This window comes from Pseudomonas sp. PB105 (assembly GCF_009764655.1).
GTDB classification, from domain to species: Bacteria; Pseudomonadota; Gammaproteobacteria; order Pseudomonadales; family Pseudomonadaceae; genus Aquipseudomonas; species Aquipseudomonas cyclaminis.
Window position 1 is genome coordinate 60,573 of record NZ_RWIO01000063.1, and the last position, 23,462, is coordinate 84,034.

Annotated in this window: 18 protein-coding genes; 5 read left to right on the forward strand and 13 right to left on the reverse strand. The window is 61.5% G+C overall.

The features are described 5' to 3' along the window. Positions 1-21 precede the first annotated feature (21 nt). The 12 genes from EJD88_RS16775 to EJD88_RS16830 form a co-directional block, all read right to left on the reverse strand. Positions 22-2,793 (reverse strand): hybrid sensor histidine kinase/response regulator, encoded by a 2,772-nt coding sequence (locus EJD88_RS16775; protein ID WP_099583609.1) that lies wholly within the window; start codon positions 2,791-2,793, stop codon positions 22-24. Positions 2,794-2,896: 103 nt separating this feature from the next. Further along, on the reverse strand, positions 2,897-4,189 hold the full coding sequence (purD, locus tag EJD88_RS16780; RefSeq protein ID WP_158878521.1) for a phosphoribosylamine--glycine ligase: 1,293 nt from the start codon (positions 4,187-4,189) through the stop codon (positions 2,897-2,899). A 216-nt stretch (positions 4,190-4,405) separates the two neighbouring features. Continuing rightward, positions 4,406-6,013 (reverse strand): bifunctional phosphoribosylaminoimidazolecarboxamide formyltransferase/IMP cyclohydrolase, encoded by a 1,608-nt coding sequence (purH, locus tag EJD88_RS16785; protein ID WP_099583607.1) that lies wholly within the window; start codon positions 6,011-6,013, stop codon positions 4,406-4,408. An 81-nt stretch (positions 6,014-6,094) separates the two neighbouring features. Further along, positions 6,095-6,415: a DNA-binding transcriptional regulator Fis gene (fis, locus tag EJD88_RS16790; protein ID WP_032890623.1), complete on the reverse strand. Its 321-nt coding sequence runs from the start codon at positions 6,413-6,415 to the stop codon at positions 6,095-6,097. Further along, entirely contained in the window at positions 6,412-7,425 is a 1,014-nt protein-coding gene (dusB, locus tag EJD88_RS16795) for a tRNA dihydrouridine synthase DusB (protein ID WP_112193211.1), read from the reverse strand. The genes fis and dusB overlap by 4 nt, the downstream gene beginning before the upstream one ends. A 185-nt stretch (positions 7,426-7,610) precedes the next feature. Next, on the reverse strand, positions 7,611-8,843 hold the full coding sequence (locus EJD88_RS16800) for a DUF3426 domain-containing protein (protein ID WP_158878522.1): 1,233 nt from the start codon (positions 8,841-8,843) through the stop codon (positions 7,611-7,613). Positions 8,844-8,873: 30 nt separating this feature from the next. After that, a complete protein-coding gene (gene prmA / locus EJD88_RS16805; RefSeq protein WP_158878523.1) occupies positions 8,874-9,752 on the reverse strand; it encodes a 50S ribosomal protein L11 methyltransferase in 879 nt (292 codons plus the stop codon). Between the two features lie 275 nt (positions 9,753-10,027). Continuing rightward, the gene (accC, locus tag EJD88_RS16810; RefSeq protein ID WP_112193217.1) at positions 10,028-11,389 is read right to left on the reverse strand and encodes an acetyl-CoA carboxylase biotin carboxylase subunit; all 1,362 of its coding nucleotides are present in this window, start codon (positions 11,387-11,389) and stop codon (positions 10,028-10,030) included. Between the two features lie 17 nt (positions 11,390-11,406). Next, positions 11,407-11,871, reverse strand: coding sequence for an acetyl-CoA carboxylase biotin carboxyl carrier protein (gene accB / locus EJD88_RS16815; protein WP_112193219.1), 465 nt, complete (start codon positions 11,869-11,871; stop codon positions 11,407-11,409). Between the two features lie 24 nt (positions 11,872-11,895). Then, positions 11,896-12,351, reverse strand: coding sequence for a type II 3-dehydroquinate dehydratase (gene aroQ, locus EJD88_RS16820; protein WP_099583600.1), 456 nt, complete (start codon positions 12,349-12,351; stop codon positions 11,896-11,898). 274 nt (positions 12,352-12,625) lie between these two features. Continuing rightward, positions 12,626-14,587, reverse strand: a complete 1,962-nt coding sequence (locus EJD88_RS16825) for a methyl-accepting chemotaxis protein (protein WP_112193221.1) — start codon at positions 14,585-14,587, stop codon at positions 12,626-12,628. A 53-nt stretch (positions 14,588-14,640) separates the two neighbouring features. Beyond that, positions 14,641-16,311 (reverse strand): PleD family two-component system response regulator, encoded by a 1,671-nt coding sequence (locus tag EJD88_RS16830; protein WP_099583598.1) that lies wholly within the window; start codon positions 16,309-16,311, stop codon positions 14,641-14,643. Between the two features lie 299 nt (positions 16,312-16,610). Here EJD88_RS16830 and EJD88_RS16835 point away from each other — a divergent pair, with 299 nt between their 5' ends. From EJD88_RS16835 to EJD88_RS16855, 5 genes are all read left to right on the forward strand, one after another. Further along, positions 16,611-17,678 carry a DUF2333 family protein gene (locus EJD88_RS16835; protein ID WP_099583597.1) on the forward strand — a complete coding sequence of 356 codons (1,068 nt, stop codon included), beginning with the start codon at positions 16,611-16,613 and terminating at the stop codon, positions 17,676-17,678. Between the two features lie 2 nt (positions 17,679-17,680). Further along, a complete protein-coding gene (locus EJD88_RS16840; protein ID WP_158878524.1) occupies positions 17,681-18,217 on the forward strand; it encodes an NUDIX hydrolase in 537 nt (178 codons plus the stop codon). Positions 18,218-18,396: 179 nt separating this feature from the next. Continuing rightward, on the forward strand, positions 18,397-18,768 hold the full coding sequence (locus tag EJD88_RS16845; RefSeq protein WP_025857628.1) for a translation initiation factor Sui1: 372 nt from the start codon (positions 18,397-18,399) through the stop codon (positions 18,766-18,768). A 142-nt stretch (positions 18,769-18,910) separates the two neighbouring features. Further along, a complete protein-coding gene (gene speA, locus EJD88_RS16850; protein WP_099583594.1) occupies positions 18,911-20,824 on the forward strand; it encodes an arginine decarboxylase in 1,914 nt (637 codons plus the stop codon). 97 nt (positions 20,825-20,921) lie between these two features. Beyond that, the gene (locus tag EJD88_RS16855; RefSeq protein ID WP_158878525.1) at positions 20,922-21,785 is read left to right on the forward strand and encodes an alpha/beta hydrolase; all 864 of its coding nucleotides are present in this window, start codon (positions 20,922-20,924) and stop codon (positions 21,783-21,785) included. Between the two features lie 134 nt (positions 21,786-21,919). Here the strand turns inward: EJD88_RS16855 and EJD88_RS16860 are convergent, their stop codons facing one another. Beyond that, positions 21,920-23,269, reverse strand: coding sequence for an MATE family efflux transporter (locus EJD88_RS16860; RefSeq protein WP_158878526.1), 1,350 nt, complete (start codon positions 23,267-23,269; stop codon positions 21,920-21,922). Between the last annotated feature and the right edge of the window lie 193 nt (positions 23,270-23,462).

A 23,462-nucleotide genomic window follows, 5' to 3' on the forward strand; every position in this document is an offset into this window, starting at 1 on the left:
TATCAGGCGGTACGCTCCAGGTCAGGAAGGCGCGTGCTCCGCCCGCTGTTGACGCTGCGCGACCCAGAATTCCACCAGCTCACGCAACTGCGACAACTCCACCGGTTTGGCCATATGCCCATCCATCCCAGCCTGGCGCGCGCGTTCTTTGTGTTCCGAAAGGATATGCGCCGTGAGTGCCACCACCGGTGTGCGAATGCGCTGGTGGCTGACTTCCCACGCCCGCAACTGCTGGGTGGCCGAGAAGCCATCGAGGATCGGCATTTCACAGTCCATCAATACCAGGTCATAACGCTGGGCCTTCATCGCCTCCAGCGCTTCTTCGCCGTTGCTGGCGGTGTCCGGATTGAGGTTGAGCTTGCCGAGCATTCCGCGAATCACTTTGGTGGAGATGCTGTTGTCTTCGGCGACCAGGATCTTGAAATCGCTGGGCACGGTAATCGCTGCCGGCGCGTTGAGTGAGACGCGCAGCGCCACGCCGCCTTTGCTGCGCTGGTTCAGCTCATCGGCCAGGGTGGTCTTGAGGGTGTAACCGGCGACGGGCTTGGCGAGGATGCGTTTGATCCCACAGTTGCGCGCGATGATCTTGCTTGGCGCGTTGCTGATGCCGGTGAGCATGATCAGCAGGATGTCGTGGTTCAGGCTCGGGTCTTCCTTGATCTTTGCCGCCAGTTGCATGCCGGTCATGCCGGGCATGTTCTGGTCCAGCAGCACCACGTCGAAGTAGTCGCGCAGGTGCGCCTTGGTGCGTAACAAGGCCAGGGCTTCCTTGCCTGAGGGCACCGCGCTGACGTTCAGGCCCCAGGCGGTGCATTGCTGCACCAGCACTTTGCGGCAGGTGTCGTTGTCGTCCACCACCAGCACGCGGGCGTCCTTGAGCGGGCCATCGAGGTCGGAGGTGGGGTGCTCCAGGCGTTCCGGGTCCAGTGGCAGGGTCAGCCACAAGGTACTGCCCTGGTGACTGCCGCTCTTGATACCGAATTCGCCGTTCATCAACAGGATCAGTTGGCGGGCGATCACCAGGCCCAGGTGGCCGCTCAGACGGGTGGCCGAGAGGAAATTCTTGCTGTGCAGTTCGCTGTGCAGGAGTGCGTCGCGCTCGGCGGCTTCCATCGGCAGGCCGCTGTCCTGCACGGCAATGCGCAGGCGTGGCTTGGTGCTGCGGTCGTCCAGGGCGACCACGATCAGGACTTCGCCTTCATCGGTTTTGTGCAGGGCGTTTTCCAGCAGGCTCAGCATCGCCTGGCGCAGGCGCGTCGGGTCCCCGCTGATGACGCGCGGCACCTGGGGCTGGATAAAACTGATCAGCTCGACATTCTGCTGCTCGGCCTTGGCGCGGAAGATGCTCAGGCAGTCTTCGATCAGGGCATTGAGGTCGAACTGCACGTCATCCAGTTCGATCTGCCCGGATTCAAGCTTGGAAATATCGAGGATTTCATTGATCAGTGTGAGCAGCTCGTTGCCGGCGCTGTGGATAGTCTGCACGTAGTCGCGCTGCTTCACCGACAGCGGCGTGCCCAGCAGCAACTCGGTCATGCCCAGCACGCCGTTCATGGGGGTGCGTATTTCGTGGCTGATCTTGGCCAGGAACTCGGCCTTGGCGGCGATCTCGGCATTGCTGGCGGCCAGGTCGCGGCTGAGGCTGAAACGGGCCTCGACAATCGCACGCTGGCGTTCGCCCAGGGCCAGGCTCATCAACAAGCCACTGAGGCAGATAAACGCCAGCAGCGTGATGATCAACCCCTGAGGCGACACCATCGTCAGGCCCAGCAGGGCTGGGAGGATGATCAGCGTGCCAATGTTGAACACCACCATGCCCGCCACGAACAAGCGCGCCGGGCGGTAGCCTTTCTGCCAGTGGTAAGCCGAGACAAACAGCATGCTCAGGCCGGCCAGGGCCACCAGGGCGTAGGTGATAATGTTCAGCGGCAGGGTGTTGACGAACAACAGCAGCAGGCCGCACAGCACGATAAACAGGATGTCGGCCATCAACACTTTGTTCAGCGGGTGCGGGCCCAGGGGCATGAAGAAACGATAGGCGAACATCAGCCCGCACGGCGCGGTCAGCAGCAAGGCCAGGTAGGCGCCGGGGGTCTGGATCGCATGCCAGTTCGGTAGCCATGGGCCTACCAGGTTGAGCAGCAGCGCCAGGCTGAGCATCAACAGCAGTTCACAGGCCGCCAGCCACAGGCTGCTGCGCGAGCGGTGATAAGCGAAGCGCGAGAGGTTGTGCAGGATCAGCATCAGCAGGCAGCCGAACAGTAGGCCGTAGATCAGCGTCTGGGTCTGGTCGGCGGCCGCCAGCACGGCCGGTTCCAGGGTGATATAGGGGCGCAGTTCGTGTTCCGAGACCAGGCGCAGGTAGACATCGAGAGGCTTCTGGCTCTGGGGCATCGGCAGCATGAAATCGCTGCTGGGTAGCGGGCGTTCCGCCTGGGGCTGGCGGGCGCCGGTGCTTTGTTGCTCGACCAGGCTGTCGCCGTCCAATACATACAGGCTCAGGTGCGACAGGTCCGGGGCGAATACCCGCAGCACTTGCTCGTGCTTGCCGGGCTGCAGCTTGAAACGTACCCACAACGCACCGTCCGGCTGCGCAGCGGTCACGCGGTCCAGTTCGATGGGGCTGAATTGATTGGTGTAGCGTGGGGAACGGATGTCGCTCAGTTGCAGGTCGGCCTGTTCATCAAGCAATACTGCCCAACCACTGCCTTGTGCAGCGGCCTGGGCCGGGAACAAGCAGAGCAGTGTCAGCAGGCTGACAGTGAAACCTATGGCGATCCTGAGCCAGCGCACGGCGAAATCCCTTCGTAGGTTGATGCACGGGTTAACTATGCGCGGGGAGGCCTGTAGACGGCAAGGGCCAGAGGCCCTTGCCTAACCGAACGGATAGCTAGTGTTACTGAGTTTCGCCACGTTCACGGGCAATGGCGCGGTAGCCGATGTCCGTGCGGTAGAAGCAGCCTTTCCAGTCGATCTTCTTGGCCAGTGCATAAGCCTGTTGCTGCGCAGCGTCGACACTGGCGCCCATTGCGGTAGCGCACAGTACACGACCGCCGGCCGTCACAACCTTGCCATCCTTGAGCGCGGTGCCCGCATGGAACACCTTGCCTTCCAGCGTTGCGGCAGCATCGAGGCCTTCGATCACATCGCCTTTGGCGTAGTCGGCAGGGTAACCACCGGCCGCCAGCACAATGCCGACGCTCGGGCGTGGATCCCATTGTGCTTCAACCTTGTCCAGGGCTTGCGCCAGGGCGGCTTCCACCAGCAGGACCAGGCTCGATTGCAGGCGCAGCATCACCGGTTGGGTTTCCGGGTCGCCGAAGCGGCAGTTGAACTCGATGACTTTCGGGTTACCGGCCTTGTCGATCATCAGGCCGGCGTACAGGAAACCGGTGTACACATTGCCTTCGTCGGCCATGCCGCGCACGGTCGGCCAGATCACCAGGTCCATCACACGCTTGTGCACGTCTGCGGTGACCACCGGGGCAGGGGAGTAGGCACCCATGCCGCCGGTGTTCGGGCCAGTGTCGGCGTCGCCGACGCGTTTGTGGTCCTGGCTGGTGGCCATCGGCAGCACATTCTTGCCGTCGACCATCACGATAAAACTGGCTTCTTCGCCGTCGAGGAATTCCTCGATGACCACACGCGAACCGGCTTCACCAAAGGCATTGCCGGCGAGCATGTCGCGCACGGCGTCTTCGGCTTCCTGCAAGGTCATGGCAACGATCACGCCTTTGCCGGCGGCCAGGCCGTCGGCCTTGATCACGATCGGTGCACCTTTTTCACGCAGATAGGCCAGGGCCGGCTCGATCTCGGTGAAGTTCTGGTAGTCGGCAGTCGGGATCTTGTGACGCGCCAGGAAATCCTTGGTGAAAGCCTTGGAGCCTTCCAGTTGTGCAGCGCCAGCGGTCGGGCCGAAGCAGTCCAGGCCACGGCTGCGGAACAGGTCCACAACGCCAGCGACCAGCGGGACTTCCGGGCCGACGATGGTCAGGGACACATTTTTTTCAGCAAAGTCGGCCAGTTGTTCAAGGGCCAATACGTCGATGGCGACGTTTTCGCACTTGGCTTCAATGGCGGTACCGGCGTTGCCGGGAGCGACGAAAACTTTCTGGACGCGCGGGTCCTGGGCAACTTTCCAGGCCAGGGCGTGTTCACGGCCACCGCTGCCAATGATCAATACATTCATTTCAAAAACCTCAAATTCTGTAAGGCGCTGCACGAGCGCTTCAGTGTGGAGCTGAACTTATGTAGTGAGCGGGCTTGCCCCGCGCTGGGCTGCGAAGCAGCCCCAATCAACAAGAACGCAGGGCATCAGATACGGCGCGGATTGCTGTTTTGGGGCCGCTTCGCAGCCCAGCGCGGGGCAAGCCCGCTCACCACAAAGCCCTTTCCCACATTTGAATCAGTGACGGAAGTGGCGCATGCCGGTGAAGACCATGGCAATGCCGGCTTCATCAGCAGCGGCAATCACTTCAGCATCACGCATCGAGCCGCCCGGTTGGATCACGGCGGTCACGCCGGCCTTGGCGGCATTGTCCAAACCATCACGGAACGGGAAGAACGCATCGGATGCCATCACCGAACCTACAACCTGCAGGCCGGCGTGCTCAGCCTTGATCGCGGCGATACGCGCCGAGTTCACGCGGCTCATCTGGCCGGCGCCGACGCCGATGGTCTGGCGGTTCTTGGCGTAGACGATGGCGTTGGATTTAACGTATTTGGCCACTTTCCAGGCGAAGATCAGGTCGTTGATCTCTTGCTCGGTCGGGGCGCGCTTGGTCACGACTTTCAGGTCTTCGCTGCCGATCATGCCGATGTCGCGGCTCTGTACCAGCAAGCCGCCATTGACGCGCTTGTAGTCCCAGGCTGCAGCGCGGTCAGCCGACCATTCGCCACAGGCCAGCAGGCGCACGTTGGCTTTTGCGGCAACAATGGCGCGCGCTTCTTCGCTTACCGAAGGGGCGATGATCACTTCAACGAACTGACGCTCGACGATGGCCTTGGCGGTCTCGGCGTCCAGTTCACGGTTGAAGGCGATGATGCCGCCGAACGCCGACTCGGTGTCGGTGGCGTAGGCCAATTCGTACGCCTGGCGGATGCCGCCTTCAGCGTCCGGGCTCACGGCCACGCCGCACGGGTTGGCGTGCTTGACGATCACGCAGGCCGGCTTGACGAAGCTCTTCACGCATTCCAGCGCGGCATCGGTGTCGGCCACGTTGTTGTAGGACAGTTCTTTGCCTTGCAGCTGGGTCGCGGTGGCGATGCCCACTTCGGCAGGCTTGGCTTCCACGTAGAACGCCGCGCTCTGGTGCGGGTTCTCGCCGTAGCGCATTTCCTGGGCCTTGATGAACTGGCTGTTGAAGGTACGCGGGAACTGGCTGCGGCCTTCTGTGCTGAGGGTTTCGGCGGCCTGGTTCACGGTGCCCATGTAGTTGGCGATCATGCCGTCGTAGGCGGCGGTGTGTTCGAACGCCTTGAGCATCAGGTCAAAGCGCTGGGCGTAGGTCAGGCCGCCGGCTTTCAGGCTTTCGAGCACTTGGGTGTAGTCGCTGGCGTTGACCACGATGGCCACGTCTTTGTGGTTCTTGGCGGCCGAGCGCACCATGGTCGGGCCGCCGATATCGATGTTTTCGATAGCGGTCGGCAGGTCGCAGCCTGGCTTGTTGATGGTGGCTTCGAACGGGTACAGGTTGACGGCCACCAGGTCGATCGGCTTGATGCCGTGCTCGGTCATGATGGCGTCGTCGATACCGCGACGGCCAAGGATGCCACCGTGGATTTTCGGGTGCAGGGTCTTGACCCGACCGTCCATCATTTCTGCGAAACCGGTGTAGTCCGCGACTTCTACTGCGGCCACGCCGTTGTCCTGCAGCAGTTTGAAGGTCCCGCCCGTGGAGAGGATTTCCACGCCCAGGGCTTCCAGCTCCCGGGCAAATTCGAGGATCCCGGTCTTGTCGGAGACACTGATCAAGGCGCGGCGGATCGGCAGGCGGGTAGTCTGGTCGGTCATTTCAATTTCCATCAAAAGCAAAGGAGTCAGCAAAAAAGGCGACCGGTTTTACGCGGGCGCCTTTCTGGTTTGATTGAATGCTTACAGCAAATCGTATTGCTTGAGCTTTTTGCGCAAGGTGCCACGGTTGAGGCCCAGCAGCTCACTGGCTTTGGTCTGGTTGCCCTTGACGTAGTTCATCACGCATTCGAGCAAGGGCGCCTCGACTTCGGAGAGCACCAGGTTGTACACGTCCGTGACGGAAGCGCCCTCAAGGTGGGCGAAATAATTATGCAGCGCCTTCTCGACACTCCCGCGAAGGGTCTGGCCTTCTTCGCTCGGCGTGTTGAGGTGCTGTTTCAAATTGACGTTGTCGCTCACGGGTGTTGTTCCACTCACTAAAGTCTCGGTCATCATCGTCATGCGGCCACCCCTTCTCCGTCCCCTGCTCTCAGGCTCTTGTCTCGTTCGGCAAAAAACTCACGAACGGCGGTGACCTGTGCTTGCGTTTCATCCAAACGATTGAATCCGGCGCGAAACTCCCTGGCGCCCGGCAGGGTTGCGAGATACCAACCCACATGCTTGCGAGCAATGCGCACGCCCATCACATCCCCATAGAAGGTGTGAAGTGCAGCCAGATGCTCAAGCAGAATACGTTCCACTTCGACCAATTCCGGCGCCGGCAAGACTTCACCGGTACGCAGGAAATACTCGATCTCACGAAAAATCCACGGGCGCCCTTGGGCGGCCCGGCCAATCAACAAGCCATCGGCACCGGTTGCGTGCAGTACGCGCCGGGCTTTCTCGGCTGAGTCGATGTCGCCATTGGCAAACACCGGCATCGACACCGCCTGCTTGATCGCGGCGATGGTGTCGTACTCGGCTTCACCGGTATACAGATCGGCGCGTGTGCGGCCATGGACCGCCAGCGCTGTAATACCTGCCTGTTCGGCGATCTTCGCCACCGTCAGGCCGTTCTTGTTGTCCCGGTCCCAGCCGGTACGGATCTTCAGGGTTACCGGCACATCCACTGCGGCGACAACGGCCTGCAGGATCTCGGCAACCAACTGCTCATCTTTCAATAGCGCGGAACCGGCGGCCTTGTTGCAGACCTTCTTGGCCGGGCAGCCCATGTTGATGTCGATGATCTGTGCGCCCAACTCCACGTTGGCTCGGGCCGCATCCGCCAGCATCTGCGCATCACCGCCGGCGATCTGTACCGAGCGGGGCTCGGGATCACCTTCGTGGATCATGCGCATCCGCGATTTGCGGGTGTTCCACAAGCTCATGTCGCTGGTGACCATTTCCGAGACTACAAGACCCGCGCCCAAACGTTTGCACAGCTGACGAAAGGGCTGGTCGGTGACACCCGCCATCGGGGCGAGGATCAAGCCGTTCTGCAATGTGTATGGGCCGATGCGTACCGCCGACATAGGACTTCCCTGTTGTGGGGCCGGATCATTAGAGTTCGAAAAAGGGTTGGCATGATACCCGCTCTCGATGACTGGATAAAGGCTGGATTGGATAAAATCTGAACAGTTATTTCTTTATCGCCGCCGGTTTGGATGCGCGGCGCCAAGTCAATAATCCACCGTCAAGCTTCGGTGAGTGGGTCGGTTCACTCGGGCGAGTGGAAGCTCAGGCTGTAATTCACGGCTTTGTTGCCCGGATCCAGGATGTCCAGGGAGATATGGATCGGGGTCTGCGATGGCATTTCGCTCACGCCGGCCAACTCGCCGCTGAGGTATTCGGCGGGTTTGAAGCGACGACTGGCAATCAGGCCGCCATTGAGGTCGGCAAAACGCAGCTCCAGCAGGGGGAAGGGCTGGGAGAACGTCGCGCGGTTGTAGATGATTGCATCCACCACCAGCGCCCCGGCGAATTCCGGGTGGCTGCGCACTACCAGGTTGCTGCTCTTGATGTGGGCGATATCGACCCGTGATGGCACCTTGCAGCCCAGTGTGGGGCACAGTTGCTGGAACCACGGGCGGTAAGCGTCCTGGCGCGCCAGGTCGTCGAACTGGTAGGCGATGTATTGGCCTGCCAACCCCGCGGCGGCGATCAGCACCAGCAGTATCCAGATTAAGCGGCGGCCCCAGCCCTGTGGGCGCTTTTGCGCGTACAGGTGCAGCGGGTCGTCTTCGAGGTCCTGGAGCAGTTCGTCGTGAACGCCGGCGTCGGGGCGCGGGCGCTTGCGACGCAACTGGGGGCGCTCCTCGGGTTCCGGCTCGTCCGCCGCCTGGGTGAGCGGGGTGAACGGTGGGTCGAGGTCTTCATCCTCGGGGGCTGCACGCAGTGGCGGCTCGTCGTCGATATCGTCGATGTGCTGCGACATGGACGGCTCGGTGCGCTGCTTTGTCGCAGGGGCGTTGCTCGGTTCCGACTCGTCTTCCGGGGCTTTGGTACGCTCTTCAGGCGGATCGCTGAACAGGCTGGCCGCCCATTTTTCTTCTTCGGCCTTGACGGTTTCGCGGCTGGCGCTGAGGGCGTCTTCCTTCTGGCGGCGCTCTGCACCCGGTTGGCGACGTTCTGCGCCCACGGGCAGCGTGTGCTGAATCTCGCGGCGCTCCAGCTTGGCCAGTTCTTCGTCCAGGTCCAGATTGTCGAGGTCCAGCTCTTCGGCGGTCCACTGTTTCTGGCTGATGGCGCGGGGCGCCTCAGGGGTCAGCGCGATTTCCGGTTGTTCAGGCGCCACGGCCTGGGCGCGCTGCTCCAGCAGCTGGCGAGCGGCGTTGAACACTTGCAGGCACGAGCCGCAGCGCACCACGCCACGGGCCACGCTCAATTGAGCGTGGTTGACGCGAAAGCGTGTTTGGCAATGCGGGCACTGGGTGACGAAACTGTCGGTCATGCGGCCATCCGATTCAGGCAAGCGCTCATTCTAGCGCCGACGCCCGCTGATGCGTACCCAGCCATCGCGGTTGGCGATCGGATCCAGCTCGAAATCCTGGGCATACGCGGCAGCAACGTCTTCGCCTTGCTCGGCGAGGATGCCCGACAGCGCCAGGCGCCCGCCCGGCTTGACCAGGCTCGACAGTTGCGGCGCCAGGGAAACCAGCGGCCCGGCGAGGATATTCGCCACCAGCACATCGGCCTGGACCTGCGGCAGGTCTTCAGGCAGGTAGAGTGGGAATTTATCTTCAGGAATATGGTTGCGCCCGGCGTTATCGCGCGAGGCTTCCAGGGCCTGCACGTCGATGTCGGTGCCCACGGCTTGCTTGGCGCCCAGCAACAGCGCGGCAATCGCCAGGATCCCCGAGCCGCAGCCGAAATCCAGCACGTTGCTGTCGGTCAGGTCCTGGCCGTCGAGCCATTCGAGGCACAGTGCGGTGGTGGGGTGGGTGCCGGTGCCGAACGCCAGGCCTGGGTCCAGCAGCAGGTTCACCGCATCAGGCTCTGGTGCGGCATGCCAGCTCGGTACGATCCACAGGCGCTGGCCGAAACGCATCGGCTGGAAGTTATCCATCCAGCTGCGTTCCCAGTCCTGGTCTTCGATCACTTCGCTGTGATGCTCGGGCAGCGGGCCACCGGTGAGCAGCTCCATATGGGCCAGCACGGCGGCAGCATCGGTGCCGTCTTCGAACAGGGCCAGCAGGTGGGTGTGGGACCACAGCGGAGTGGTGTTGAGTTCCGGCTCGAAAATCGGCTGGTCTTCGGCGTCCATGAAGGTCACCGAGACGGCGCCCACTTCGAGGAACGCGTCTTCGTAGGTTTCGGCTTGTTCTGGGCTGATGGCGAGACGGACTTGCAGCCAAGGCATGGCGGGCACCTTTGAAAAAATGAGTGTGCGACGGCAGGGTCGCGAAAGGGCGCAAGTTTACGCGAGAGCAGTGCATAAGACGACTGTACTGACTGAACACAAATCAAATGTGGGAGGGGGCTTGCCCCCGATAGCGGTGGATCAGTGACAGATACTGAGACTGACACACTGCAATCGGGGGCAAGCCCCCTCCCACATTTGTACTGCGTATGGCCTGAAAGTTGGGGCCCGGAAACAACAAAGCCGCCCGAAGGCGGCTTTGTTGGGTGGAGCACTTACTGGTCGGCCAGTTTGTGTTCCAGGTAGTGAATGTTCACACCACCTTCGCAGAAGCCTTCATCACGAACCAGGTCCCGGTGCAGTGGGATGTTGGTCTTGATGCCGTCGACCACGATTTCGTCCAGGGCGTTACGCATACGGGCCATGGCCTCGTCGCGGGTCGCGCCCCAGGTGATCAGCTTGCCGATCAGGGAATCGTAGTTGGACGGAACCTTGTAGCCGCTGTACAGGTGCGAATCTACACGTACGCCGTTGCCGCCGGGCGCGTGGAAATGCTTGACCAGGCCAGGACTCGGCATAAAGGTTTTCGGGTCTTCGGCGTTGATCCGGCACTCCAGGGAGTGGCCGTGGATCTTCACGTCGGCCTGGGTGAACGACAGCACGTTGCCAGCGGCGATGCTCAGCATCTCCTTGACGATGTCGATACCGGTGACCATCTCCGAAACCGGGTGCTCTACCTGCACGCGAGTGTTCATCTCGATGAAGTAGAAGCGGCCGTTTTCGTAGAGGAACTCGAAGGTGCCGGCGCCACGATAGTTGATATCAATGCATGCCTTGACGCAGCGAGCCAGCACTTCTTCGCGGGCTTGCTCATCGAGGCCCGGTGCCGGTGCTTCTTCCAGTACCTTCTGGTGACGACGTTGCAGCGAGCAATCGCGGTCGCCCAGGTGGATGGCGTGGCCCTGGCCGTCGGACAGTACCTGGACTTCCACGTGACGTGGGTTGGTCAGGTACTTCTCCAGGTAGACCATCGGGTTGCCGAACCAGGCGCCCGCTTCGGAGCGGGTCTGCTTGGCGGCTTCGATCAGGTCTTCTTCCTTGTGCACCACACGCATGCCGCGACCACCACCGCCACCGGCGGCCTTGATGATCACCGGGTACCCGACTTCGCGACCAATGCGCAGCGCGGTTTCCTCGTCTTCCGGCAGTGGGCCGTCGGAGCCAGGAACGGTTGGCACGCCGGCCGCGATCATGGCGTCCTTGGCCGAGACCTTGTCGCCCATCAAGCGAATGGTTTCGGCTTTCGGGCCGATGAAGGCAAACCCGGATTTTTCCACCTGTTCGGCGAAATCGGCGTTTTCCGCGAGGAAGCCGTAGCCCGGGTGGATGCCATCAGCGCCGGTCACTTCAGCAGCGGCGATGATGTTCGAGACTTTCAGGTACGAGTTCGTGGCCAGTGGCGGGCCGATGCAGATGCTTTCGTCCGCCAGTTTCACGTGCATCAATTCGGTATCGGCCGTCGAGTAAACAGCGACGGTCTTGATGCCCTCTTCCTTACAGGCGCGCAGGATCCGCAGCGCGATCTCGCCGCGGTTGGCGATCAGGACTTTTTGCAGTTTCTTCGCAGGTTTCAACATCGAAGGCGCTCCGCGGTTCAAACGATGGTGAACAGCGGCTGGTCGTACTCAACCGGCTGACCGTTTTCTACCAGGATGGATTCGATGACGCCGGCTTTTTCAGCGGTGATGTGGTTCATCATTTTCATCGCTTCAACGATGCAAATGGTGTCGCCCACTTTCACGGTCTTGCCGACTTCAACGAAGGCTGGCGAGGTCGGAGCCGGGGTGCGGTAGAAAGTACCGACCATTGGCGACTTGACCACGAAGCCGTTCAGAACAGGCGCGGCCGGGGCAGCAGGTGCAGCAGCGGCAGCGGCTGGCGCGGCGGCAGGTGCAGCAGCCGGAGCCGGTGCTTGCATCTGTGGCGCGTAGAACTGTTGAGCCGGGGTCTTGCTGTGGCGGCTGATCCGTACGGACTCTTCGCCTTCCTTGATTTCCAGCTCGTCGATGCCGGACTCTTCCAGCAGTTCGATCAATTTCTTAACTTTACGGATATCCATGAATCATCAACTCCCAAGGGTCGGTCAGGGGCGCTTGGCCGGTTGTTCAAGTTGTTCCAGGGCGGCCTCCAGGGCCAGTCGGTAACCGCTGGCGCCAAGGCCGCAGATCACACCTACCGCTACGTCGGAGAAGTAAGAGTGATGGCGGAAAGCTTCGCGTTTATGCACGTTCGATAAATGCACTTCGATGAATGGGATGCTCACCGCCAGCAGCGCGTCACGTAATGCAACACTTGTATGCGTAAAAGCGGCGGGATTGATCAGGATAAAGTCCACGCCTTCGCCGCGCGCGGCATGGATGCGATCAATCAATTCGTACTCGGCATTGCTTTGCAGGTAGAGCAGATGGTGGCCGGCAACACGAGCCCGCTGCTCCAGATCGAGGTTGATCTGATCCAGGGTCACAGCCCCGTAGACGCCCGGTTCGCGGGTGCCAAGCAGGTTCAGGTTGGGTCCGTGAAGAACCAGTAAGGTCGCCATCGGCTGTTCCTTGTTATTGATGGGAGTGCGGCAGAACCCGGCGACTATGCCGCAAAGCCTTTGTGACTGTCCAGTTCTATGCAGTAGGCAGCACGATTAGCGAGGATTGCGCAAAATTTGTGACTGGGGCCTTAGATCTGGTCATCGAGATCAAGTGTGGGAGGGGGCCTGCCCCCCGATAGCGGTGCATCAGCCAACACATGCAGTGGCTGACACTCTGCAATCGGGGGCAAGCCCCCTCCCACATTTGATCTTCATAGGGCGCGGGATTGGGTCATACTCGAAAGGCTTGGACTGCGGTGTTGAGCTGCCCACCCAGCACCAGCAGATGCTCTCCCTGGCTACGCCCTTGCCCGATGCGTAGCAAATTATCCTCACCCAATTGATGAATCCGCTCGCTGTTATCGCGAATCTCACTCACCGCGCCACTCTGTTGCGCGGTCACGTCGGCAATCCGCACAGCCGTGTCGGAAATGGTCTGGATCGCCCCGACGATTTCATCCAGTGCTCCATCCGCCGCCTGGGCCTGCTGGGCGGTGGCTTCGGCATGTTCGACCTGGGCGCGCATGCCTTCCACTGACTGGTGGGCTGCGTTTTGCAGGCCGCTGATCAAGCCCTGGATCTCTGCGGTGGCGCCGGCGGTGCGTTGGGCCAGGGTGCGTACTTCGTCGGCGACCACCGCAAATCCACGTCCGGCCTCGCCGGCGCGGGCGGCTTCGATGGCGGCGTTGAGGGCCAGCAGGTTGGTCTGGTCGGCAATCGAGCGAATCACCGTGAGCACGCCGCCGATGGTGGCGGACTCTTCAGCAAGTTTCTCGATCATCTGTGCGTTTTGCTGCACTTCGCCGACCAATGCATGCAAACCGGTCAGGCTCAGGCCGATCACCCGCTGGCCTTGTTCCACCGCCTGGCCCGCGCTGCGGCTGGCGCTGGCGGCCTGGCTGGCATCGCCGGCCACTTGCTGGATGGTGGCTTCGAGTTCGCCCAGGGAATCGCGGATTTGCGCGGTGTCCCCGGCCTGGCGTTCGGCGCCGTCGTGCAGGCCGCTGCTCAGTTCGGCGAGGGCGCGGCTGCTGCCGGCCACTTCTTCGGCATTGCCGCGAATGGTGCCCACCAAGTCCACCAGGTAGGCGCGCAAGCGGTTGAGGGAGGCTTCGATGTCGTGTAGTTCGCGGTTGGTCTTGCCCAGTGCGATCGGTTGGCTGAAGTTGCCTTCGGCCCAGACCGACAAGGCCGGGGCCAGATTGGTCAGCACCCTTGCCAGGCGGCGTTGCAGGGTGTCGATCAGCAGCGCAATCAGCAGGATCAGGCCGATCATCACCCCTTGCATCAGGCGGACTTCGCTTTGGATAAGGCCATGTTGCGCACGCACCACAGGCTCAAGACCGGCGATGGCCTGTTGCACGGCGTTGATCTTCAGGTGGGTGCTGGCGGCGAGGTCGCTGCGTTGCTGGATCTGTTCACGGGTGCGCTTGAGTTCGGCGGGGTAACGGGTCAGCAGGCTGTTGAGTTCGCGCTTGAGGTCGACACCGGTGTCCTGGGCTTCGGTTTTTTCGCTGTTTTCCAGGCCCATCAGGGCGGAAAAGTCATCGGTACTGGATTCGGTGCTGGCTTTGACGCCGAGCAACGGCAGTTGTCCCAGCGCGTCGGCCTGGGCGCGGATATTGGCGACTTCGCGCTCCACATCATTGGCCAGTTCCGCACGCCCGCTGCTCACCAGCTTGTCGCGGGCCAGGGACAACTTGCCCAGGTGTTGGGACGCGGTCAGTAGCGGTTGAAGGTAGCGCGCACCGTCAGGGGAATTGACGCCCATGGCGTACTGGCTCAACTGGTCCAGGTTGGCGCCCAATTCGCGCTCGGCTTGTAGCAGCAAGGCCTGTGGGTCGCCGGCCAGTTTGCCGGCGGCCAGCAGGTCGGTCTTGCTGAAAGTGTCCAGGGCAGCGAGGCTGGGGCGCAGGTTCTGCGCCAGGTCAGCGGGCAGCTCATCCAGCTGTTGCAGCAGGTTTTCCAGGCTTTGACTGGCGCTGCTCAGACGCAGGGCATCGCCGCTGGCCAGGTAATCGTCGATATTGCGCGCCGCCTGGTTCTGGAAGGTCTGGGACAGCCCCAGGTAGCGCTCCATCAGCAGATAGGGCCGTTCCAACGCCCGTTGCGACCACCACAGCGTCGCCCCAAGTGCCAGGCACACGGCCACCAGAAGAAGGGTGTTGAGATTGGTCAGCAGCTTCAGGCGCATGCGTGGTTTCAACCGACAGCAAAAGGTAAGTGCCTGAAGTTATTGCGTTTTCATTACAGCGTTATGACGGAATCAGTGGATTCTGGTGAAAAGGTGGCACTTTGCTTTGACGTCCGGGCAGCTTGCACGCGATTGCGCCCAGCATGCTTGGCGCGATACAGCGCCTCGTCGGCCTGGGCCGCCATCATCAGGCTGTCGGAGCCGTCGCACAGCTCCACCAGCCCGGCGCTGAACGTGCACCACAAATCCTGAGGCTGTGCCGGGTAATGGATTTCGGCAAAGCGTCCGCGGATTTCATCCAGCACCTTGCAGGCCGACTCCAGGTCGGTGTCGGGCATCACGATGGCGAATTCTTCACCGCCGTAGCGTCCGATAAAGTCGGTCTTGCGCAAGCGCTGCTTGAGGAACAGCGCCAAGCTCTTGATCACGCGGTCGCCCATGGGGTGGCCATGGCTGTCATTGACCCGCTTGAAGTGGTCGATATCAAGCATGGCAAAGCTCAACGGCTTGTTCTCGCGGCGTGCGCGGAAGCTGCAGTCTTCGAGCAATTGCAGGATATGGGTGTGGTTGTACAACCCGGTCAGGCTGTCGCGCACCATCCGTGCCTTGAGGTGGCGGGCGCGGGCGGCGCGGTTGCGCACGGTGGTGATCAGGTGCCGCGGCTTGATCGGCTTGGTGAGGAAGTCGTCGCCGCCTTCGCTCATCGCATCCAATTGCTTGTCCAGGTCGTCCTCGGCCGACAGGTAAATGATCGGCACGCTGACATAACGGTCGTTATGGCGGATCACCTTGGCCAGTTCGGTGCCGGTGCAGGCGGGCATGTACATGTCGAGGATGATCAGGTCGGGCTGGAAGTCCGCCAGCTCGGCCATGGCCTGGATCGGCTCAATCAAGGTGCGGGTGACGATCCCGGCGCTGTTGAGCAGCCGTTCGGTGTGCAGCGCCTGGGCCCGCGAGTCGTCGATGATCAGCACTTTATAAGGCTCGTACTGGGCGACGCAGGTCAGCACTTCGATTTTTTCCAGCAGGCTGGAGGCTTCCAGTGTGCCGGTCAGAAACTCCTGGCCACCGGCGCGCACGGCAGCCAGTCGGGTCGGTGTGTCGGTTTCGTGCAGGCTGAAAAACAACAGCGGCAGCTTTTGCTCCAGGCCTTCCTGGGCTTCGGCGGCGAGCTTGAGGCCCAGGCCTGCGCCGCAGAAATCCACGTCCATCACGATTGCAGACGGCAGGCGCTCGCTCATTGAGGCGCGAAACGCCGCCACGCTGTCCAGTGACTGGGCGCTCAGGCCAAAGAATTCCAGCTGCTTGGCCAGGCGCTCGGCGCGGTCGTGATCGGCGAGCATCACGTAGATCGGCTTGCGCATCGGTGGCAGGAAGGTCTGTTCCAGCTGGTCGCCCTGACGCAGGCCGGTGCGCGACAGGCGCTGCATCAAACGGTTGAGTTCGGTGATCAACTGGCTGCTGAGACGGCCACGGTTTTCATCCACCGCTTGGAGTGATTCACCGATGTTGCGCGCCAACTGGCCGTGTTCGGGTTGTTCAAAACGCTCGGCAAAGCGCAGCAGGCGCAGGTTGGCCTCGCTGAGCTCGGAGAGGTCGGCGCCAGACCATTCGCTGCGTTGCAGGCGCTGCCAGATCTCAAGAATTTGACGTGCCTGATGAATTACCCGCTGGGCAAAGTGCTGCTTGAGACGCTCACGGCTGGGGTCTTCTGGCTCGGTCATATCCTGACTACTAGTAAGGGTGCATGCTGAGGTCGAACTGATGGCTCTATGCTAGCACCTCTTTTCAGTGGGATGAGTGTCATATGTCAATTAACTGCATGTCGGTGCGATTCAGTTAATGACCTGACGGTCGCGCAGCGTAAAAAGCGTCCATCCTTTATAGTCCAGCGCCACTCCTGCGCCAGTTTGGTGAAAACCCCCGCACCGGCGGGCACGATGGGGTAGGGTTGTGGTCGGAGTGTTTGAACGCACGCCGTCAATTGAAGTGCATGAACTCAAGTGATTGAAAGGATATCGCCATGCTGGACTGGAAAAACCGTGCAGGCAGTGCCAAAGGCCCCGCCCCTGAGCCCAAGTCGGCCAACCGCAGCTATTTTCGTACCCTGCTGATGAGCCGGGCGCTGCTTAGCGTGCTGGGTCTGTACCTGTTGGTCACCGGTGCCCTGGGTTGGTACTGGAGCGAAGAGCCGGCGCTGTTCCCGGTCCAGCAGAACGCGCAAATTGCTGCCGAGAAAGAAGGCAAGCAGATGGTGGTGGGCTACACCACCGTCGAAACCCTCAAGACCGTGGTCGGCACCTTGCTGAACAAACCCGGCGGCTATATCTCCAACGATCGTTTCCCGCCGGGCTTGTGGATGGACAACATGCCGAGCTGGGAGTACGGCGTGCTGGTGCAGGTGCGCGACCTGACCCGTGCCCTGCGTAAAGACTTCGCCCGGTCCCAGTCGCAATCGGCCGAAGACGCTGACTTGGCCAAGGCCGAGCCGCGTTTCAACTTCGACAACAAGAGCTGGGTGCTGCCATCGAGCGAGTCGGAGTACCAGGAAGGCATCAACTCCCTGAGCCGCTATGAAGCGCGCCTGTCCGACCCTAACCAGCGCGGCGCGCTGTTTTATGCGCGTGCCGACAACCTGAACAACTGGCTGGGTGATGTGGCTACCCGCCTGGGTTCGTTGTCGCAACGCCTGTCGGCCAGTGTTGGCCGGGTCAAATTGAACACCGCACTCAAAACCGAAGCCCTGGCGCCAGGTGAGGTGCCGCAGGTCGACGAAGAGGTGGTGGAAACCCCATGGATGCAGATCGACAACGTGTTCTACGAAGCCCGTGGCCAGGCGTGGGCACTGTCCCATCTGCTGCGCGCCATCGAAGTCGACTTCGCCGACGTACTGGCCAAGAAGAACGCCACGGTCAGCGTGCGTCAGATCATCCGTGAGTTGGAAGCCTCGCAAGAGCCCGTGTGGAGCCCGATGATCCTCAACGGCAGCGGCTTTGGCGTACTGGCGAACCACTCGCTGGTGATGGCCAACTACATCTCGCGGGCCAACGCAGCGGTGATCGATTTGCGTCAGTTGCTTAACCAGGGTTGATGATGGACGCCACTCAACAGGAGGCCGCGCACCGTGCGGCTTCCGATGCTGAACTGATCTGCTGGGTCGACGAGCAGGACAATCTGCTCGGCACCGTCGTCAGGTCCGACCTTCGCCAGCGGGGCTTGATCGGCCGCTGCACGTTTATCTTCCTGTTCAACTCCGCCGGTGAGCTGTGTGTGCACCGGCGTACCCTGAGCAAAGCCATGTACCCTGGGTTCTGGGACACGGCGGCGGGCGGCATGGTGGCGGCCGGGGAGAGTTATGCAGACTCCGCAGCGCGTGAGCTGGAGGAAGAACTTGGCGTGGGCGGGGTGGAATTGGTCGAGCATGACCATTTCTACTTCGAGGACGGTGACAGCCGTTTGTGGTGCAGATCCTATTCCGCTGTCTGGGATGGGCCCCTGCGTTTACAGCCTGAAGAAGTCATGGAAGCGCGCTTTTTGCCCATCGAGGTTGTCCTGCAGGAGGCCGAACAAAAGTCCTATTGCCCGGACGCCCAAGAGGGCCTGCGCCGCTATCTGGCCTCGCGTCGCTAAAGTTGCATAAATTGGCGCTATTTGGCCCTTAGCAAGTTGGCTTTTTGCCGTTACACTGCGCGACTTTTCACCCGAGCCGCCTTGGCGGTTCGGTAGCGCTGCCCCTGCCTGAGTGGGGCTTCGCGGTCGGTCGTGCATGAGCGCGCCGATCAGTCTTCATCCTCCCAAGAGGATTGCCGGTGGCCAAAAAAGCCGCATCCTTCGCCGCCCTTGGTGGCCTGGTATTTTCCACCGATGCAGGTCGACACTGCCCGGACTGTCGTCAGCCCGTGGATTCGTGTACCTGCAAACAGACCCTGATCCCTGAAGGCGACGGTATTGCCCGTGTGCGACGCGAGAGCAAGGGCCGTGGCGGCAAGACGGTGACGACTATCACCGGCGTGCCCCTGGCTGAAGATGCGCTCAAGGAACTGGCCACCGCGCTGAAAAAGCGTTGTGGCACCGGTGGCGCGTTGAAAGACGGCGTCATCGAGATCCAGGGCGATCACGTCGAACTGCTGTTGGCCGAGCTGATCAAGCTCGGTTACAAGGCCAAGAAGTCCGGCGGCTGACAGCCTCTTCCCAACCTGTGTCTAAACTCTGTCCTGCGAGTGAGGTCTACCTTTCTTACAGGCAAATCGTCATTTTCATTCTTTAGACTGCGCCAGCCTCCCTGAGAGGTGGCGCCTTCGCCTTCATTTATAGGGGACTTCGATGTCCGTACGACGCACACGCAAAGACGATGGCAGCCAATGGACAGTTGCGGACAGCCGCAGTGTTTACGGGATCCGCCATTGGGGGGCCGGGTATTTCGCGATCAATGACGCCGGTCGCGTTGAAGTCCGTCCGAACGGCCCGAACAGCACGCCTGTCGACCTTTACGAGCAAGTCGACCAGTTGCGCAAAAGCGGCCTGTCGCTGCCGTTGCTGGTGCGCTTCCCTGACATTCTGCAAGACCGTGTACGCCAACTGACCGGTGCCTTCGACGCCAACATCGAACGCCTGGAATACCAGAGCAAGTACACCGCGCTGTACCCGATCAAGGTGAACCAGCAGGAAGCGGTGATCGAGAACATCATCGCCACCCAGAACGTCTCCATTGGCCTCGAAGCGGGCTCCAAGCCTGAGCTGCTGGCCGTGCTGGCCCTGGCGCCGAAGGGCGGCACCATCGTCTGCAACGGTTACAAGGACCGTGAGTTCATCCGCCTTGCGCTGATGGGCCAGAAGCTCGGCCACAACGTGTTTATCGTGATCGAGAAAGAATCCGAAGTCGGCCTGGTGATCGAAGAAGCTGCCAGCCTCAAGGTCAAGCCACAGGTCGGCCTGCGTGTGCGGTTGTCGTCCCTCGCGTCGAGCAAGTGGGCGGACACCGGTGGCGAGAAGTCCAAGTTCGGTTTGTCGGCGGCGCAACTGTTGTCCGTGGTCGAGCGCTTCCGCGCCGCAGGCCTGGACCAGGGCATCCGCTTGCTGCACTTCCACATGGGTTCGCAGATCGCCAACCTGGCCGATTACCAGCACGGGTTCAAGGAAGCCATTCGTTACTACGGCGAACTGCGCAACCTCGGCCTGCCGGTGGATCACATCGACGTCGGCGGTGGCCTGGGCGTGGACTACGACGGTACGCACTCGCGTAACGCCAGCTCCATCAACTACGACATGGACGACTACGCCGGTGTGGTCGTGGGCATGCTCAAGGAATTCTGCGACGCGCAGAGCTTGCCGCACCCGAATATCTTCTCCGAAAGCGGCCGTTCCCTGACCGCCCACCACGCCATGCTGGTGGTGCAAGTCACTGACGTCGAGAAACACAACGACGAAATCCCGACCATCGAAAACAAGGAAAGCCTGCCGGAAACCGTGCAGTGGCTGGTGGACCTGCTGGGCCCGACCGACATCGAGATGGTCACCGAAACCTACTGGCGCGCCACTCACTACATGAGCGACGTGGCCACCCAGTACGCCGATGGCAAGCTGACCCTGGCCGAAAAAGCCCTGGCCGAGCAGTGCTACTTCGCCGTGTGCCGCCGCCTGCACAACTCGTTGAAAGCCCGCCAGCGCTCGCACCGCCAGGTGCTGGACGAACTCAACGACAAGCTGGCCGACAAGTACATCTGCAACTTTTCGGTGTTCCAGAGCCTGCCGGACACCTGGGCCATCGGCCAAGTATTGCCGATCCTGCCGTTGCACCGCCTCGACGAAGAGCCGCTGCGCCGCGCCGTGCTGCAAGACCTGACCTGCGACTCCGACGGCAAGATCAAGCAGTACGTCGACGAGCAGAGCATCGAGACCAGCCTGCCGGTGCACGGTTTGAACGAAGGTGAAGACTACCTGTTGGGGATCTTCCTGGTCGGCGCTTACCAGGAAATCCTCGGCGACATGCACAACCTGTTCGGTGACACCGACTCGGTGAACATCTACCAGCGCGAAGACGGCTCGGTGTACAGCGCCGGCATCGAGACCCACGACACCATCGAAGACATGCTGCGCTACGTGCACTTGTCGCCGGAGGAGTTGATGACGCATTACCGTGACAAGTGCGCGAGCGCGAAGATCAGCGCGTCGGAACGGACGCAGTTCCTCGACGCCTTGCGCCTGGGGCTGACGCGGTCTTCGTACCTGTCCTCGTAAGCTGAGCTGACACAAGTCCAACTGTGGGAGGGGCGGTGCGATGGCCCCTCCCACAGTGGGAACGCTGCCATTCCTTAGGTTGTGTGGGGGCTGAACGATGTCGAGCAAATGGCTGCAAGTGTTCACCCTGGCAATGGCTGCTTTCATGGCGGCCTGCTCGCCGATCAAGGTGCTCAATGCACTGACACCCTGCGACACCTTCACCAAAACTTCCGCCATCGCCTACGGCGACGATCCCCGCCAGAAGCTTGATATCTACCGCCCGCTTCCTGCCATTTCAAACGCCCCCGTGGTGGTGTTTTTCTACGGCGGCAGCTGGAACAACGGCAGCAAGGACGACTACGCTTTCGTCGGCGAAGCCCTGGCTTCACGTGGCGTGGTGGTGGTGATCGCAGACTACCGGCTCTACCCGCAAGTGCGTTACCCCGCCTTTCTCCAGGATGGCGCAAAAGCGGTGGCCTGGACTTATCACCATGGCGCTGAATACGGCGCCGATCCCAAGCAGCTTTACGTGATGGGCCATAGCTCCGGCGCTTATAACGCCTCGATGCTGGCGCTGGATGGGCGTTGGCTCAATGCAGTGGGCTTGGCACCATCGATCTTCAAAGGCTGGATCGGCCTGGCCGGGCCTTATGACTTCTTGCCGATTGAAAACCCAGACGTGAAGCCGGTGTTCTTCTTTCCGGACTCGCCGCCGGAATCGCAGCCGATCAACCACGTCAGTCGTGACGCGCCGCCAAGCCTGTTGATTGCCTCGACCGATGACACGCTCGTCAACCCCACCCGCAACACGGGAGGGTTAGCGAAAAAACTGCGGGAAGCGGGTGCGCCGGTCGAGGTGTTGTATTTCACCCGAACCGGCCATGCGACATTGGTGGCGTCTATCGCCAAGCCTTTGCGCTGGTTGGCGCCGGTGCTGGATAGGGTGACTGGGTTTATCGAGTCCACCTCCGGCCAATAAACCTAGCTGCTTTTGGCTTGGTCAATGGAATTCAGTGCATTGAGCGTACGAACAGTTGCCAGGGTTATATCTGGATGACCTGGTTAATTTTACCCGTGCCGTTAATGGGTATTGTTGTGATGTTCTGGCAGTGGTCAGTCAGCACCGGTACCGAACCAGTGGCCACGCTGCTTGAGCCGCCAAGCGATGACCCCCAGGGTCAGGCTGCGCAGTGCCATGAACAGCAGGAAAGTGATCCAAAGGCCGTGATTGCCCAAGCCCTGCAGCGCCCATGCGAAGGGCAGTGCCAGCAACACCGTCAGCAGCATGCCATTGCGCATTTCCCGCGCGCGGGTGGCGCCGATAAACAGGCCATCCAACAGATAGCTCCAAACCGCAATCAACGGCAGCAGGGCCAGGTAAGGCAAGTAGATATCAGCGGTGTCGCGCACGCTGGGGATGTCGGTTTGCATGGCGATAAACAGGTGTCCGGCCAGGCTGAACAGCAGCGCAAAGCCGACGCTGGCAATCAGTGACCAACCACCTGCGACCACCAATGAACGGCGCAGGGACTGGCGATCACGGGCGCCGATGGCGTGGCCGCACAGGGCTTCCACCGCGTGGGCTAAACCGTCCAGGGCGTGGGCGGTCAACAGTAGCCCGTTGAGCAATAGCGCGTTGGCCGCCACGGTGGCATCGCCCAGGCGCGCGCCTTGTACCGTGATCATGAAAAACACCGATTGCAGCGCCAGGCTGCGGATAAAAATGTCGCGGTTCACCGCCAGCAATGGGCGCCAGCTTTGCCACACTTTCAGCGCGGCCCAGGCGATATGGCCGGGGTAGGCGCGCAGGGCTTTTTGCGTCAGCGCCAGACCTAGCAGGGCGCCGGTCCATTCGGCGATCACGGAGGCGCGGGCGGAGCCGACCACGCCCCACTCCAAACCGAGCACGAACCACAGGTTGAGCGCGATATTCACCAGGTTGGTGGTCAACAGAATTGCCAGCGGCGCGCGGGCGTTTTGCGTGCCGAGGAACCAGCCAACCAGCGCATAAGTGGCCAGGGCGGCAGGCAGGCCGAACAGGCGGGCGTGGAAAAAGTCACGAGTCAGTTGATTGAGCTCGGGTGACGGCTGCATCCACTCCAGCGCCAGGTGGCTCAAGGGAATGCCTACCGTGCCCAGCAACATCGCCAGCCCCAGCGCCAGCAACAGACCTTGCAGCAGGATTTGTCGCAGCGCCGCACCATCGTTGCGGCCAGCGGCCTGGGCGGCGAAACCGGTGGACCCCATGCGCAGGAAACCCATGGCCCAGGCAAGAAAGGTATACAGGCTGGCCCCGACGGCCACGGCACCCAACTGATGAGCATGGGGCAGATGGCCGATGACCATGCTGTCGACCAAGGCCACCAGCGGCACGGAGATATTGGACAGAATCATCGGCGCGGCCAGGGCCCAGACGCGGCGATGTGTGGGCCGGTGGCGCCAGTCGGTGAGTAAGGTGGGCATGGAGGCTCCTCTGGGGAGCAGCAGTGTAACTGGCCCTCCGTCGCACCGCAGGACCAATGTGGGAGGGCGCTTGCCCCCGATAGCTGTGTGTCTGTCAACTCATGCATCAACTGACCCACCGTCATCGGGGGCAAGCCCCCTCCCACATTTTATTCTTTATAGGCTGTGGGAATTGGCTTGGCTTGAAGCAGAT

What these genes read in the sequence shown, in the direction of transcription:
- speA (WP_099583594.1), top strand. Translation starts at nt 18,911, where the DNA reads ATGTCCGTACGACGCACACGCAAAGACGATGGCAGCCAATGGACAGTT.
- EJD88_RS16830 (WP_099583598.1), bottom strand. Translation starts at nt 16,311, where the DNA reads ATGACCGAGCCAGAAGACCCCAGCCGTGAGCGTCTCAAGCAGCACTTT.
- EJD88_RS16840 (WP_158878524.1), top strand. Translation starts at nt 17,681, where the DNA reads ATGGACGCCACTCAACAGGAGGCCGCGCACCGTGCGGCTTCCGATGCT.
- purD (WP_158878521.1), bottom strand. Translation starts at nt 4,189, where the DNA reads ATGAATGTATTGATCATTGGCAGCGGTGGCCGTGAACACGCCCTGGCC.
- EJD88_RS16855 (WP_158878525.1), top strand. Translation starts at nt 20,922, where the DNA reads ATGTCGAGCAAATGGCTGCAAGTGTTCACCCTGGCAATGGCTGCTTTC.
- aroQ (WP_099583600.1), bottom strand. Translation starts at nt 12,351, where the DNA reads ATGGCGACCTTACTGGTTCTTCACGGACCCAACCTGAACCTGCTTGGC.
- purH (WP_099583607.1), bottom strand. Translation starts at nt 6,013, where the DNA reads ATGACCGACCAGACTACCCGCCTGCCGATCCGCCGCGCCTTGATCAGT.
- EJD88_RS16800 (WP_158878522.1), bottom strand. Translation starts at nt 8,843, where the DNA reads ATGACCGACAGTTTCGTCACCCAGTGCCCGCATTGCCAAACACGCTTT.
- fis (WP_032890623.1), bottom strand. Translation starts at nt 6,415, where the DNA reads ATGACGATGATGACCGAGACTTTAGTGAGTGGAACAACACCCGTGAGC.
- EJD88_RS16835 (WP_099583597.1), top strand. Translation starts at nt 16,611, where the DNA reads ATGCTGGACTGGAAAAACCGTGCAGGCAGTGCCAAAGGCCCCGCCCCT.
- dusB (WP_112193211.1), bottom strand. Translation starts at nt 7,425, where the DNA reads ATGTCGGCGGTACGCATCGGCCCATACACATTGCAGAACGGCTTGATC.
- EJD88_RS16825 (WP_112193221.1), bottom strand. Translation starts at nt 14,587, where the DNA reads ATGCGCCTGAAGCTGCTGACCAATCTCAACACCCTTCTTCTGGTGGCC.
- prmA (WP_158878523.1), bottom strand. Translation starts at nt 9,752, where the DNA reads ATGCCTTGGCTGCAAGTCCGTCTCGCCATCAGCCCAGAACAAGCCGAA.
- EJD88_RS16860 (WP_158878526.1), bottom strand. Translation starts at nt 23,269, where the DNA reads ATGCCCACCTTACTCACCGACTGGCGCCACCGGCCCACACATCGCCGC.
- accB (WP_112193219.1), bottom strand. Translation starts at nt 11,871, where the DNA reads ATGGATATCCGTAAAGTTAAGAAATTGATCGAACTGCTGGAAGAGTCC.
- accC (WP_112193217.1), bottom strand. Translation starts at nt 11,389, where the DNA reads ATGTTGAAACCTGCGAAGAAACTGCAAAAAGTCCTGATCGCCAACCGC.